The sequence below is a fragment of the Comamonas sp. Tr-654 genome, assembly GCF_011752915.1.
Classification (GTDB): Bacteria; Pseudomonadota; Gammaproteobacteria; order Burkholderiales; family Burkholderiaceae_C; genus Comamonas.
The window spans coordinates 415,119-429,191 of the sequence record NZ_VWWQ01000003.1 but is presented as its reverse complement, the minus strand read 5'-3'; the positions used below and the strand labels follow the sequence as shown (position 1 = coordinate 429,191).

General features: G+C 63.2%; 11 protein-coding genes and 2 tRNA genes. 3 read left to right on the top strand and 10 right to left on the bottom strand.

What is annotated here, in order from left to right; all coding sequences use genetic code 11:
• Positions 1–10: 10 nt before the first annotated feature.
• The 7 genes from F3J24_RS11610 to F3J24_RS11580 form a co-directional block, all read right to left on the bottom strand.
• Positions 11–292: a hypothetical protein gene (locus F3J24_RS11610; protein ID WP_167006149.1), complete on the bottom strand. Its 282-nt coding sequence runs from the start codon at positions 290–292 to the stop codon at positions 11–13.
• Positions 289–1,713: a cell envelope integrity protein CreD gene (gene creD, locus F3J24_RS11605; RefSeq protein ID WP_167006146.1), complete on the bottom strand. Its 1,425-nt coding sequence runs from the start codon at positions 1,711–1,713 to the stop codon at positions 289–291. Before creD ends, F3J24_RS11610 begins: the two co-directional genes overlap by 4 nt.
• A 106-nt stretch (positions 1,714–1,819) precedes the next feature.
• Positions 1,820–3,274 (bottom strand): two-component system sensor histidine kinase CreC, encoded by a 1,455-nt coding sequence (gene creC, locus F3J24_RS11600; protein ID WP_167006142.1) that lies wholly within the window; start codon positions 3,272–3,274, stop codon positions 1,820–1,822.
• Between the two features lie 5 nt (positions 3,275–3,279).
• On the bottom strand, positions 3,280–3,963 hold the full coding sequence (locus tag F3J24_RS11595; RefSeq protein WP_167007004.1) for a winged helix-turn-helix domain-containing protein: 684 nt from the start codon (positions 3,961–3,963) through the stop codon (positions 3,280–3,282).
• Positions 3,964–3,992: 29 nt separating this feature from the next.
• A complete protein-coding gene (rapZ, locus tag F3J24_RS11590) occupies positions 3,993–4,916 on the bottom strand; it encodes an RNase adapter RapZ (protein WP_167006139.1) in 924 nt (307 codons plus the stop codon).
• Positions 4,917–4,920: 4 nt separating this feature from the next.
• A complete protein-coding gene (gene recN, locus F3J24_RS11585; protein ID WP_167006136.1) occupies positions 4,921–6,678 on the bottom strand; it encodes a DNA repair protein RecN in 1,758 nt (585 codons plus the stop codon).
• 2 nt (positions 6,679–6,680) lie between these two features.
• On the bottom strand, positions 6,681–7,580 hold the full coding sequence (locus F3J24_RS11580; protein WP_003058424.1) for an NAD kinase: 900 nt from the start codon (positions 7,578–7,580) through the stop codon (positions 6,681–6,683).
• A 29-nt stretch (positions 7,581–7,609) separates the two neighbouring features.
• On the opposite strand from F3J24_RS11580, the gene hrcA reads away from it, so the two are divergent.
• The 3 genes from hrcA to F3J24_RS11565 all read left to right on the top strand — a co-directional run bounded on the left by hrcA (position 7,610) and on the right by F3J24_RS11565 (position 8,940).
• On the top strand, positions 7,610–8,617 hold the full coding sequence (hrcA, locus tag F3J24_RS11575) for a heat-inducible transcriptional repressor HrcA (protein WP_167006134.1): 1,008 nt from the start codon (positions 7,610–7,612) through the stop codon (positions 8,615–8,617).
• A 52-nt stretch (positions 8,618–8,669) separates the two neighbouring features.
• Positions 8,670–8,746 (top strand) — tRNA-Ile (locus F3J24_RS11570).
• Positions 8,747–8,863: 117 nt separating this feature from the next.
• Positions 8,864–8,940 (top strand) — tRNA-Arg (locus F3J24_RS11565).
• An 80-nt stretch (positions 8,941–9,020) separates the two neighbouring features.
• Here the strand turns inward: F3J24_RS11565 and F3J24_RS11560 are convergent.
• The 3 genes from F3J24_RS11560 to F3J24_RS11550 form a co-directional block, all read right to left on the bottom strand.
• A complete protein-coding gene (locus F3J24_RS11560; RefSeq protein ID WP_167006131.1) occupies positions 9,021–11,387 on the bottom strand; it encodes a CHASE2 domain-containing protein in 2,367 nt (788 codons plus the stop codon).
• Positions 11,388–11,503: 116 nt separating this feature from the next.
• Positions 11,504–13,210 carry a FecR domain-containing protein gene (locus tag F3J24_RS11555; protein ID WP_167007001.1) on the bottom strand — a complete coding sequence of 569 codons (1,707 nt, stop codon included), beginning with the start codon at positions 13,208–13,210 and terminating at the stop codon, positions 11,504–11,506.
• Positions 13,211–13,284: 74 nt separating this feature from the next.
• Positions 13,285–13,995: a response regulator transcription factor gene (locus F3J24_RS11550; RefSeq protein ID WP_167006128.1), complete on the bottom strand. Its 711-nt coding sequence runs from the start codon at positions 13,993–13,995 to the stop codon at positions 13,285–13,287.
• Positions 13,996–14,073 lie beyond the last annotated feature (78 nt).

Below are 14,073 nucleotides of genomic sequence, written 5' to 3'. Positions count from 1 at the left end.
GCTGCAGATTTCAGAAGCGCAGTCTGGGCATCAGCATGGAGCAGCGCAGCCCCATCAAGGCCAGCCACAGGGCCCTGGCCTGCGGGTTGTTGCGCTGCGCCTGCAATTGCCGGCCGGCGGCTACCACCTGCTGGCGCAGGACTTGCTGCGCCCTGCGGTCGCCTTGACTCTGTGCGCTCAGCCAGAGTTGCTGGTATTGCTGCACGCTGACCTGGCAAGGCTCGCCGAGTAGATGGCGCGACGAAACGTTCAGCAAGGCCTGAGCCTGCGGGGTGTGTCGTGACTGGCTCATGCGATCTCCTCCTGCTTCGAAGACTTGTTCGGCACTTCGCTCTCGCTGCGTCCAAAGGCGTACCAGTCCACATGGCGGGTGCAGATCATGACCAGGGCCAGCACGCCGAACAGGGCGATGGAGCCGACGACCAGAGCGGTCTGTTCCAGCTGCAGCAGCACATACAGCAGGCCGTACAGGGCCGAGATGGCAATCGCGAACGGCAGGCCGCGTTTGATGCTGCCCAGAATATGGCTGGCATAGAAAGCCAGCAGAGCCACGCAGGAGCTGGCCGCAATCGCATAGGCCGTGGCAAAGCCCAGGTGTTCGGACAGGCTGATGAGCAACAGGAAGAAGCTGCACAAGGCTGAGCCGACCAGCAGGTACTGCACGGGGTGAACGCGCAGCTTTTTCATGACTTCGAACAGGCCGACCGCGACAAAGGTCAGGATCACAAAAAGAATGCCGTACTTGGTGGCGCGCTCGCTCAGCGAGTAGACATTGACCGGGTTGACGAACTCCGTGTCCATGGTTTCGAGGCAGGGGCCGCTGTCGTCATGGCCACGGGCTGCAGAGGCGGCGTAGGTTTCCGAGCTGCCCCAGTAGCCGGGGCTGCAAAGACGTTGCTGGCGGGTGAAGGCCGTGCTGGCAGAGGTGGCCAGCGAGGACAGCTCCCAGCTGGCGGTAAAGCCGCTGTCCGTCACTTCGCGTCGGCTGGGTAGAAAGCTGCCGCCAAACGAGGGATGAGGCCAGTCGGCAGTCAGCGTGACCTTGCTTTCCGTGGCGATGGGGCTGAAGGCGAGCTGCTCCGTGCCCAGCAACTGCAGCTTGATGTCCAGGTTCAGGGCTTCGCCCTTTTTCAGCAGGCTGGCGTCAATCTCTGCCTGAATGCCTTTGCCGTAGCGCTCCAGTGGCGTGCCGGATTCGACCGCCAGATCCTGGCCGTTGGCCTGCAGCGTCGCGCTGCGGATGCCGCGCGGGTCGCTGAGCGCAAATGCCACAAGGACCTTCTTGCAGCGCACCACGGCGTTGGGCTCGCTGGGCTTGGGCAGCTCCGCATACTGCGCGGCATTGGCAAAACCGGCCGATATCTGGTCGTGCAGCACATAGGTGTTGATGTGATGCAGGCCGCGCGAGCGCTCCTCCATCTTGGCATTGGCGTCGTGGTTGAGCGTGTCGGGCAGCAGCATGCGCTGGAATTCCCGTGTGCTGTATTCCACTTTTTTGCCATTGGTCGTGCTGGTGGTTTCCGTGCAGTTCTGCACCAGGGCCGGGCCGATCAGCGTCTGCGTGCCGGCCAGGCTGGAGACCACGCTTTGCACGGCGTAGTCGCGGTTGCGGATGCGGTCTTTGACCACATCCTGAATCATGGACAGACCGGCCATGAGCAAGGCCAGAACGATCAGCAGTGAGACTGTCTTGAACAGCAGTCGGTTTTTCATGCGTGCTCCTGAATGAGGGATTTCAGGACCAGTGTCGGCAGCGACTGTGTGGACGCAATGAAGTCTGTGAAGCGGGTGTGAAGTCCTGCCCGAAAGCTCTGGCCGCCTAGCTTTCGGGTGCGAAATCCAGCGTCACGGCAAGGCCGGGGTGACGATTGTGGACCTGCATGCTGCCGCCATGTAGATGCATGATGCGGGTGACGATGGACAGGCCCAGCCCGGTGCCGCTGCGCTCTCCGTTGGGTCTGGGCGTCGTGAAGAAGCGCTCGCCCAGGCGGGCCAGCAAGGGCTCGGCCACGCCTGGGCCCTGATCGCTGACGGTGATGCGATGCGGGGCCAGCTCGAGCTCGATCACGCTGTTCTCTGTAGAGAAATCCAGGGCGTTCTGCAGCAGATTGCTGATGGCCAGAATGACCAGGCCTGCCTCCCAGGGGCCGCTGCTGTCCACGCCGCTCAGGCGCATGGCCATGCCGCGTTGCTCGGCGTGGCTTTGCAGCGAGTTCATGGCTTGCCGGGCACATTCCATCAGGCTGCAGCCATGGCTGGTGTCCAGTTGCTGACGCTGTTCGAGACGGCTGAGCTGGAGCAACTGGTCGATCAGGTTCTGCAGGCGCAGGCTCTGGTCCACCACCTGTCTGGCGAACATGGCCCGGTCCTGGGGCGGCAGCTCTTCCTGCAGCAACTCGCCCGCGCCGCGTATGGCGGCCACCGGGCTTTTGAGTTCGTGGGTCAGGGCGCGTACATAGCCCTCGATATAGTCGCGCCCTTCCAGGCGCTTGCGCATATTGTCCATGGCTTGGGCCAGCTCGCCCAGCTCGCCGGGCATGTCGGGTATGGCCGCAGGAGCCGAGGTCTGTGCGGGGTGGGCAGACTCGTTGAGCGTGGGGGCCTGTACATGCTGCGCATAGTTGCGCAGCCGGCGCACGTGAAGCACAAACCACCAAGTCACGGCACAGCCCACGGCGGCGGACAGCAGCACAAACAGCAGGCCGCCGCGCAGAATTTTCTGCTCCGCGCTGTCGACGATTTTCTGTACCGAGCTGGAGGGCTTGGAGGCGGTCAGCACCCCGGCAATCTGGCCGTCCACCATGATGGGCGCCGAGACATACATGACGCTGCTGGATTCGTCCTCCTTGACGGCGCGCGTGGTGCGCGCGCCATACTCGCCGCGCAACGTCAGATAGACATCACGCCAGCGCGAGTAGTCGGCGCCCTGGTCCTTGCCCTGAGAGTCGAACAGCACCATGCCCCGGGCGTCGGTGACGGTGATGCGCAGATCCAGCGTGGTCTTGCGTGTGTCCCAGATCCAGGCCTGTATCGGCTTTTGCGTGTAGCCCTGCAGTTGGGTGGCAAAGGAGCTGTCCGCGCCTGCTTGCAGCAGGCCTTTTTCCATGTCGGCACTGGCCAGGGTGGCCAGTGCATAGGCGGTCTCCACCAGCGTGTCCTCGGTCACCTTGCGCACGCTGGGCTTGATCTCCACCATGAAGACGCGCAGCACAAAAAAGGCGGCCAGGCCGTTGATCAGGAAGAAGGCAAAGAAGAGACGCAGGCCCAGACGCATACCGGCTATCCGGGCTGGTTCAGGCTGTAGCCCAGACCGCGGTGGGTGACGATGAGCTCCTGATCGGGCAAGCGCTCGCGCAGTTTGGCGCGCAGGGTCTTGATATGGGTGTCCACCGTGCGGTCCGTGCTCTCGCTGTCCAGGCCCCAGATTTGCTCCAGCAAGGCGTCGCGGCTCAGTATGCGGCCCGCTGCGTTGACCAGGCTCTGCAGCAGCTGATACTCGCGCCTGGTCAGATCCAGCGCCTTGCTGTGGATCAGAGCCCGTTGGCCTTGCTCATCTATTTGAAGAGCCTTCGCAAGCTGGGCGGGCGCTGCAGGCTGAAATTGCCTGGAGCGGCGCAGCAGGGCGCGGGTGCGCGCCAGCAGTTCGCGCGGGCTGAAGGGCTTGGTCAGATAGTCGTCCGCGCCCAGTTCCAGGCCCAGAACCTTGTCCATCTCCTCGCCTCTGGCGCTGAGCACCAGTACCGGAACAATCGAGCCGGCAGAGCGTAGCTCGCGGCACCAGTCCAGGCCGTTGCCGTCGGGCAGGCCAACGTCCATGAGAAGCACGTCAAACGCTGTCCTGCTCCATTGCTGGCGCGCATCGGCGATCAGCAGGCTGTGGGTGACGGCAATGCCCTCGCGCTCCAGTGCGTAGCAAACCGTTCGTGCAATGGCCGGGTCGTCTTCGAGCAGCAGCACATGCATGGCTGGCGTCTGAGGGCTGAGCATGCGGGTCAGCTGATCGGGTGGACGGCTTCCGGGGCCAGGAACTGTTGAGAGACCTGGATGAACTTGTCGCGGAAATCCAGTGAGCGGTGGCGGCGCACGGTGGGCCACTGCTTCTCGAAGTGCCGGGCAAGAGCTTCGACGAGAAAGACCGAGCGATGCTGCCCGCCCGTGCAGCCTATGCCCACGGTGACGTAACTGCGATGGTCTCTGGCCAGCAGCGGCAGCCAGCGTTCGAGGAACTGCTGTATGTCCAGCTGCATCTGCTGCACCTCGGGCAGGGCGCCCAGATAGTCGGAAACCGGCTTGTCCAGGCCCGTCAAGGCACGCAGTTCCTTGTCGTAGAAGGGGTTGGGCAGCATGCGCACGTCAAATACATAGTCCGAGTCGATGGGCATGCTGTGCTTGAATCCAAAGGACTGGAACATCAGCGTCATCTGTCCTGCCGGTGCTTCGATGATCTGCTTGATATAGCTTTGCAGCTGCGCCGACTTGAGGTCACCGGTGTCGATGACGATGGAGCGGTCGCGCAGCAGGCCCAGCAGCTCCCGCTCCTTTTCGATATCGAGCTCCAGTGCCTGGCGCTCGTTGGTCAGGGAGCCGGGGGACAGGGGGTGACGCCTGCGGGTTTCCGAAAAGCGCCTGATCAGCGTGCTGCTGTCGGCGTCGAGAAAAATCATGCGCGGCATCAGCCCCTGCTTTTTCAGGCGATGCAACTGATCGGGCAGCTGGGGCAGGCCCTTGGCGCTGCGTGCATCCATGGCAATGGCCACTTTCTCGTCCTGATGGTTGAGCTTGAGCTCCACAAAGGACTGCAGCAATTCCGGGGGCAGGTTGTCGACGCAGTAGTAGCCAGCATCTTCCAGCGCGTGCAGCGCAACGGATTTGCCCGATCCGGACATGCCGCTGATCAGAACAATCTCCATGGACATGATTTCAAACTCCTCTGACTTTGCCGCTCTTGCGGGCTGCCGTGCTGGCCTTGGCACTTCGGGCCGGGGTGGCCGATGAACGCAGGGCGCTGTTGGCGGCCTGCTTTGCAGGTAATCTTGCCATGGCCAGCATTTCTCTGGCATGGGCCATGGTTGCTTCGGACAGGTGCTCGCCGCCCAGCATGCGGGCCATTTCCATCTCGCGTTCTTCGCCCGCCAGCGGGTCCACGCTGCTGATGGTGGTGTTGGACTTGGGGCGCTTGGTCACCCGGTAATGCTGGTCTGCGTAGGCAGCGACCTGGGGCAGGTGGGTGACGGCCAGCACCTGGCGCGACCCGCCCAGAGAGTGCATGAGGCGGCCCACGGTTTCGGCCACGGCTCCGCCCACGCCGGAGTCCACCTCGTCAAAGATCAAGGTTCCGGCCTGGCCCAGCTCGCTGGTGGTTACGGCAATGGCCAGCGAGATGCGCGACAGCTCGCCGCCTGATGCCACCTTGGCCACGGGTTTGGGCGTGGCGCCGGTATGGCCGGCCACGAGAAAGGTGATCCCGTCCGTGCCGGCAGGGCTGGCGGCTTCGGCATGCTCCAGCTGCACTTCGAAACGGCCCCCCTTCATGCCCAGGCTTTGCATGGACTGGGTGATGGCGCGTGACAGGCGTGGAGCAGCCAGGGTGCGCTGCTGCGAAATTTTGCGCGCCTCGGCCTGATATTTGAGCTGGGCAGCCTGCTCTCTGGCGCGTAGACCCTCGACATCGACGGCGGCATCCAGTTGGTGCAGCTCCTGCTTCCAGCCTTCGAGCAGAGCGGGTAACTCTTCGGGCGTGCGCTTGTAGCGGCGAGCCAACTGCATCCACAGCGACAGGCGTTCGTCGAGATCGGCCAGCAGCTCGGGGTCCAGATCGGCGCGGCGCAGATAGGCTTGCAGCGAGTGGCGGGCATCGTGCAACTGGGCCACACAGGAGCCGAGCACGTCGGCAATGCTCTGAAACTCGGGCTCCAGATGCTCCTGGTCCTGCAGCAGGTGGTGGGCTCTGCCCAATGGGGTGGCCGCTCCTGCATCGTCATCTTCCAGCAGCTGGAGGCATGACTGGGCCGAGTCCATCAAGGTCTGCGCGTGCGACAGGCGCGTGTGCTGGGCGTTGAGCTCATCCCATTCTTCGGCGCGCGGCGACAGCTTGTCCAGCTCGGATATCTGCCATTGCAGTCGCTCGCGTTCGCGCTGCAGATTGTCCTGGGCCGAGAGAGCCTGCTCCAGAGCCTGATGGCTCTGGCGCCAGTCTTGCCACAGCGACTTGAGCTGGGCGGTTTCAATACCGCCGTAGGTATCCAGCATGGCGCGTGCCGCGTCCGGCCGGGTCAAGCTTTGCCAAGCATGCTGGCCATGAATGTCGATCAGCTGATCGCCCAGGTGGCGCAGCTGTGTGGCCGTGGCGGGCGAGCCATTGATCCAGGCGCGGCTGCGGCCCAGGCTGTCTATGACGCGGCGCAGCAGCAAATCCTGCTCCTGCGCAAACCCCGACTCTTCCAGCCATTCGTGAATGTGGGGGGGGCAGTCGAACTCGGCGCAGATATCGGCCTGGGGGCAGCCTTCGCGTACCACCTGCGCATCGGCGCGTGCGCCCAGCACCAACTGCAGGGCGTCGAGCATGATGGATTTACCGGCGCCGGTTTCGCCGGTCAGCACCGTGAAGCCGGTCTGCCAGTCCAGGTCGAGTGACTGGACAATCACAAAGTCCCGCAGGACGATGCGCTTCAAGGCCATGGTCAGACGCCTCCCTCGTTCCAGCCCAGCTTTTTGCGCAGGGTGTCGAAGTAGTTCCAGCCCTTGGGGTGCAGAAAGTGCACGCTGTGATCGGCGCGGGTCACCAGGATGCGGTCGCCATGCTGCAGTGATTTCAGGGACTGCATGTCAAAGTTCGCGCTGGCATCGCCACGGCCGCCCACCACCTCGATAGTCACCTCCTGTGCGTCCGAGAGCACGATGGGGCGGTTGGAGAGGTTGTGCGGCGCGATGGGCACCATCACCCAGGCTGGAATCGAGGGGTGCAGCATGGGGCCGCCGGCCGAGAGCGCATAGGCAGTGGAGCCCGTGGGGGTGGCCACGATCAATCCGTCGGCGCGCTGGTTGGAGACAAAGCTGCCGCCGACCTCGATGCGCAACTCCACCATGCCCGAGGTTGAGCCACGGTTGACCACCACGTCATTCATGGCCTGGGCTTCAAACACGCACTGGCCGTCGCGCATGACACGAGCATTCATCAGCGTGCGTTCGTCTTCCTCGTACTCGCCCTGGAGGATGGGCGTGATGGAGGCTTCAAATTCATCCAGAGCAATGTCGGTGACAAACCCGAGGCGGCCCTGGTTGATGCCAACCAGCGGTGTGCCATAGCGCGCCAGATGGCGGCACACGCCCAGCATGGTGCCGTCACCGCCCACTACCAGGCCGAGGTCGCAATGCTTGCCCAGGCCATCCACGTCCATGCTCGGGTAATCGGGCAGGCCCGCATAGATGGCTGACTGGGTATCCAGAATCACCTCACAACCCATGCTGCGCACATAACCGGCAATCCGTTGCAGTGCTTCGCTGGCCGCATCGGAGGGAACCCCTGCTGCCGGTGTGTGGTACTTGCCGATCAGGGCAATATGGTGGAACGTGGATGTCATCTGGGAAATTACATCATTAAAATGAAATCATGCTCGACGAACGTGCCAAGTTATTGCTCAAAGCGCTGATCGAGCGTTACATCGCTGACGGTCAACCAGTCGGCTCGCGCACTCTTTCACGTGCATCCGGGCTTGAATTGTCGCCTGCCACCATACGCAACGTGATGGCCGACCTGGAAGAGATGGGCCTGATCATCAGCCCTCACACATCGGCAGGCCGCGTGCCGACAGCCAGGGGATACCGCCTGTTTGTCGACACCATGCTGACAGTGGATCGCTCCGATCTTGTAACGCCCGGCCTGATGCCCGAACAGCCGCAGAAGGTGATCGCCAATGCGGCCAACCTGCTGTCCAACCTCTCCCAGTTCGTGGGCGTGGTCATGGTGCCGCGTCGCAGCTCCGTCTTCAAGCATATCGAGTTCGTGCGCCTGTCGGAGCGGCGCTTTCTGGTCATCATCGTCTCGCCCGAAGGCGATGTGCAAAACCGCGTGATCTTCACGGATGTGGATTACGAGTCCTCGCAACTGATAGAAGCCTCGAATTTCCTCAATCACCATTACGCCGGTTTGACAATGGAGGAGGTGCGTGCGCGGCTGCAAACCGAGGTGGAGCAATTGCGGGGCCAGGTTGCCAGCCTCATGCAGGCGGCGGTGAATGTCGGCGCCGAAGTCATGAGCCACCATGATCGTGAGGATGTGGTGATCGCCGGCGAACGCAATCTGCTGTCGGTGAGTGATTTTTCCAGCGACATGGGCAATCTGCGCCGTGCTTTCGACCTGTTCGAGCAGAAAACGCAGATTCTCAGGCTGCTGGACTTCTCCAATCAGGCCGATGGCGTGCGCATCTATATCGGTGGCGAGAGCCAGACCGTACCGTTTGAAGATCTCTCCGTAGTGAGCGCCCCCTATGAACTTGACGGCAAGGTGGTAGGCACTCTGGGGGTGATCGGCCCTACGCGTATGCACTACGACAAGATGATCCAGATTGTCGATATCACATCCAAACTGGTGAGCAATGCTCTGAGTCACAAGCGTTAGGCCCTACAATGGCGAAGTTTTTCTGGTGGCAGCCACGGCTGTTGTCAGTGTTGGGGCGTTAGCTCAGTTGGTTAGAGCAGAGGACTCATAATCCTTTGGTCGTCGGTTCAAGTCCGCCACGCCCTACCAAGCTGCACGAAAGCCTGCTGTCTTCATCGATGGCAGGCTTTTTCTTTGGCCAAACGCGGAAAATTTGCCAGATTTGATCTGGCGGCTGTTTCTGCTCTGCTAGAATACAACCCTGTTGCGGCTGTAGCTCAGCTGGATAGAGTACTTGGCTACGAACCAAGGGGTCGTGGGTTCGATTCCTGCCAGCCGCACCACAAAACGTCAAGCCTCAGAACTGCAAAGTTCTGAGGCTTTTTCGTTTCCGGATCTGGGGTTGCCCGGTTTTCAGATGCCCTCAGGCCTTGGGGATCAGCAGGCTGAAGGTGCTGCCCTGGCCAGGCTGGCTGCTGATCTGCAGACTGCCGCCATGGCGCTGTGCCACGGTGCGTGTGAAGGCCAAGCCCAGGCCTACGCCGTCCATGCGCTGGTGCTGCTGCAGACGTTCAAAGGGCTGGCTGAGTCTGGCTAGTGACTCCTCATCCATGCCGGGGCCGTGATCGCGCACGGCAATGCCCCAGTAGCTGCCCTGCTCGACGATACGGATATCGATCACCGCGCCGGTATCCGCATCCTGCGGCTTGCCGTACTTGATGGCGTTGGTCAGCAAGTTGATGACCGCGCGGTGCAGCAGACCGGGGTCGCCGTGCACGCAGGCTTCGGTATCCGGCAGCTCGAACGCCAGTTGCATGTTCTGCTGGCTGGCCTGGGTCCAGCAGTCCGAGACGGCCTGATCCGCCAGCAGGCCCAGGTCCACAATCTCGCTGCGGTATTGCTGCCGCTGGGCTCTGGCCAGATGCACAAAGTCGTCAGCCAGTTGCAGGGACGACTGGGCGTAGCCCTCTATGCGGGCGAAGAGGGCCTCCTCCGACTCGATGCGCTTGCCCGTGCGCTGCATCTCCAGCAAGGTGATGATGGAGCCAATGGGTGCGCGGATATCGTGGGAGATGAACTGCATGGCCTGGTCGCGCTGGGCCTGTGCGCTGCGCAGGTCGCTGATATCGACCAGGGTGATGAGCCAGCCCGAGGTGGGCGGTGCCTCGAAGGTCTGGCTCAGCAGCATCAGGTGGCGACCCTGTGAGTCGCGCCCCTCGCTTTGACGCGGCAGCGTGGCATTTTGCATGGCGCTGCGGGTCAGAAGGGGGGCGTTGGCGTTGGGCGCTCTGGCAGCGTGTTCCTCGTCACTGGCGGCGTGGCGGAGTTCAGCCAGCAGCAAGATCAGGTCGTCGCCTTGCTGCAGGTTGCGGCCCAGGCTTTCGACATAGTGGTGGGCTGCGGTATTGGCCAGCAGCACCAGTCCGTTGCGGCCGCAGACAAAGGTGGCGGATGGCAGCTGGCGCAGGCTTTCGCTCACGAAGTGATGCAGGGAGCGCAGCTGGCGCGAGGCCTGCTCCACGGCCGAGATGCGCTGATCCAGGGCATCTCCCTTGAGTGCACTGTGGCTGGCAGTCGGCAGCCCCTGGTCCTGCAGATCGCGCAGCTCCAGCGCCAGAAAGCGTGTTGCGGCGCGCAGGCGCAGCCAGCTCCACAGCGGGTAGGCAAGCGCCAGGCTCAGCAGCGCTGCGGCGGGCTCTGTCTGGATATGGCCCCAGCGCGGTGCCAGGCCGGCAATCAGCAGACTGAGCAAGGCCAGCAGGATGCTGGAAATCAGCCCGCCAGAAGGGCCGAACCAGGCAAGGGCCAGAAGGCCCAGCATCACGGGCAGCAGATTGAGGCTGCGGTTGAGCAGGGCAGACGCCGGCTCCAGATGTGTGCCCTGCAATATGCCGTTGAGCACATGGCCCAGCATTTCCACATTGGAGATCAGGCGTGCATTCAGGCCGTTGGGCGCCGTGAACTTTTCGCCGAGGCCGGCAGCGGTCGCTCCGATGAGCACATATTTGCCGCGAAAAGCAGCGGCAGGAATATTGCCGCGCAGCACGTCGATATAGGAGTAGGTGGTGAATGGCGAGCCAGTGCTTTTCTGACGGTCCTGCGCTGCTTTGGCAAAGGCGATGAAGCGGGGCTGCAGCTTTTGCCAGGAGTCGGTGGCCGCCAAGCCGGCTGGCGGCTGGGCCGGTGGCGGGCAGGGGCGGCCGGTTTGGCCCACGCAATGCAGGCTCTGTGCCATATGCCACCAGGGCTGGGACGATGTGCCTTCCTGTGCGTAAAAGCGCCGCACCACCCCGTCGGCATCCATCGGCATCTGGGTGTGGCCCAGTGCGGCTGCTTCGCCGGCAAGACCCTTGAGCGGAGCGGTGGCACCGTTTTGCGCGGCGCGTGTGACGGGCAACACCACATTGCCGCTTTTTTTCAGTGCTTGCTGCAGCAGCAGGTCGTCGCCAGGGTAGTCCAGGTCCTCCTCGCTGAAGACCACATCCATGCCGATGGCGCGAGGCTGGCCCTGCGCGATGCGATCCAGCAAGGCCGCGTGCAGCGCGCGGCGCCAGGGCCAGCGGCCTATGCTGTCGATGCTGTCATCGTCGATGGCCACGATGACGACTTCGGGCGAGGCCGGACGCTGGTGCAGCCAGACCGAGGTGTCCTGAAGAATGCCGTTGATGCGTGGCAGCTGGCCTGGGCCGCTGAGCCACCAGGTCAGGCCGAGCAGGAAGGCGCTGAGCAGCAGCCAGCTCAGGCGCAGATTCTGCAAGCGGCTTTTGCGCGGGCTGGGAGCTTCAACCATGTGGATGGCCCGGGTTGATGCTCATAAAACCGTAGCTTCTAGCGCATGCCAAACATGAATTTAAGGTATGAATCCTATGTAATTTCATGAAATTCAAGCGCTGGCAGCTATTGTTTTTACTGGCGCATCAGACGCAGGCCATCGCCGGAAGTCAGTGTCTGTCCTTCGGACGAGGTCACCCAGTTGCCGGTCTGGAACTGGCGCGCGGCAGAGAGGTTGCTGCGCAGACCGTTGGCATCCTCGACCTGCATCTGCAGATAGTAGGTGCCGGCGGCCAGCTCCTGCGTGCTCCACTGCGGCTGGGTCACCCAGGTATCGACCAGGGGCGCGGCAAAACTGGTGTCGCTAGCCACCACGATGCGGTAGCGTTGGCCCTCTTCGCCAGCCCAGTGAATATGGCTGCTGCCCTCGCCGGGCGCGCCGCCGATCTGCAGCTCGGGCGATTGTGGTGCCAGGGCCAGTTTCATCTTTTGCGGGGCGGCGAAGGGGCCCGCATCCGGCTGGCCGTTGCCCAGCGTGCGGATGCTGCCCACGCGCCACAGATATTCACCAATGGGCAGCTTGGCCAGCGCCTCGGCGGGCAGGGCGCAGTCCTTGAGCTCGCTGGCGTCGATCAGGGGCTGGGCAAAGCTGCCGTTCGCAGCGATGACCTGGATACGGTAGGCTGAGGCTTCGGCCACCTGGGTGCACTTCAGGCCGTGCTGACCCTGTCCGACGGTGGCGTCGGGCGCTGGCGACTCATAGAGCGGGGGCACCGGATGAGCCTTCACGCGCAGCGCCTGCAGGCTGGGTTTGCCGGGAATGCCGTTGGCATCGATGGCGCGAATCGTGGCAATATAGCTGCCGTCTTCCACACCCGTTAGGCGTGCCGGTGACCGGGTGAACAGGCCGCCGCGTACGATTTGCGTCAAATCCTTGTCCTGGGCCAGCAGCACCTGATAGCGCACGGCACCTGCCATGGTGGGCAGGGGCAGGCTGACCCAGCTGGCGTCTTCGATCAAGGCGGGCCAGGCCGCAATATCGGGAGCCGCCAGCATGGTCGTGGGCTTGCCGAGCTGGCCGTCGGCGGACACGGACAGGCCTTGACCGGGCTTGAGCAGTGCAGAGGGCTGGCCCGTATGCACGGCAACCGAGCCTTCGTCGACCGCAGCAGCCGTGCGGCCCTGTTCGTCGCTCCAGACCAGAAACCGGGTGCCGCGCACGCTGGTCGATGCTGCCTGGGTACGTACCTCGAAACGGCGCTCGCCATTGGCTTGCTTGGGCACGTTGGCCTCGATAGCGCCCTCGCGCAGATCAATCACGGACTGCAGGTTGCCGGCACGGCCTTTGCGGCGCATCTGGCGCAGCTCGACATCGGATTCGGACTGCACGCGCACCAGAGAGCCATCGGCCAGGCGCACGGAGACAAAGGCATTGGCGGGAACCTGGAGCGAATCGCCTTCCTGCAGCAGCTGGCCTTTTCGCACGGGCTGGGCCGGCGCTTTGGTCGAGTCGGCGAGATGGTCGAGCGAGCGCGTGCTTTGCACATCGCCCTGCACAAACTCCACCGAGGCCATCGCCGCGCGCAGCAGGCGGGTGGGAATTTCCAGCACCGAGCCGGGGCGCAGACGCAGCGGGTCCTGCACCTTGTTATGGCTTTGCAGCGCCGTCCAGCGCTTGTGGTCGCCCAGATAGCGGGCCGCCAGCTCCTCCAGCGTATCTCCGCTCACCACGCGGTGGGCCATGGCATCGTTGCCGCGCGGCGTGATCTGGGCATGGGCGACACCTGTCGCCGTCATCCCCCCGAATACGACCCAGAGCATGCCAGCGCCCAGCATGGGCAAAGGGGTGCGGGTAGAGCGAAGGGTTGGACGTAAATCAGGCATTGGAAGATCAGAGGCGTAGGGGCTGCTCAAACTCAGGCAGCCGGGGTTGCAGGCTCCGCAGTTTCGGGGGCATCGAGGCGGTAACCATAGCCATAAACGGCCGAGATGGCATAGGGCTGGCCAGCACGTAGATTCAGCAGATTGCGCAGGCGCGAGACATGGGTGTCCAGCGAGCGCGACTGAACCTCGGCGTTATGGCCCCAGACGACCTCGCGCAGATGATCGCGCGAGAGCAGTCGGCCCTGGTTCTGAAACAGCGTCAGCGCGAGCGTGTATTCACGGTGCGTGACTTCCACGGGCTTGCCCTCCATCTCTATGCCGTTGGTAGCGGTGAGAAAGCGGTAGGGGCCGAAGTCCAGCACGCTTTGTGCCGTCAGCGGATAGGCGCGGCGCAGCAGGGCGGCGATGCGTGCGCGCAGCTCGCCCGCGCGGATGGGCTTGATCATGAAGTCATCGGCGCCGCTGGCCAGGCCTTCGACAATGTCGGCCTCTTCGCTGCGGTGGGTCACGAAGATGATCGGCACTTCCTTGCTGATCTGCTCGCGGACCCAGCGCACGATGTCCGGCCCGCTGCTATCGGGCAGTTCCCAGTCGACAAGCAGCAGATCGAAGCTTTCACGACGCAGGGCCTGCTGAAGGGCGGCTCCCTTGAGGTAAGAGTGACAGCTGTGCCCAGCTTCCGTCGCGACTTGTTGCAACAGTTCCAGTTGTAGTGGATCGTCATCCAGGGCAGCAATGCGCATCGGTCGTTCCTTTAGTGCGAAGGATTAAATCCGCGCTGCCTCATGAGTGCCGAGGCAGCGTCCCATAGGGGGTGAGGA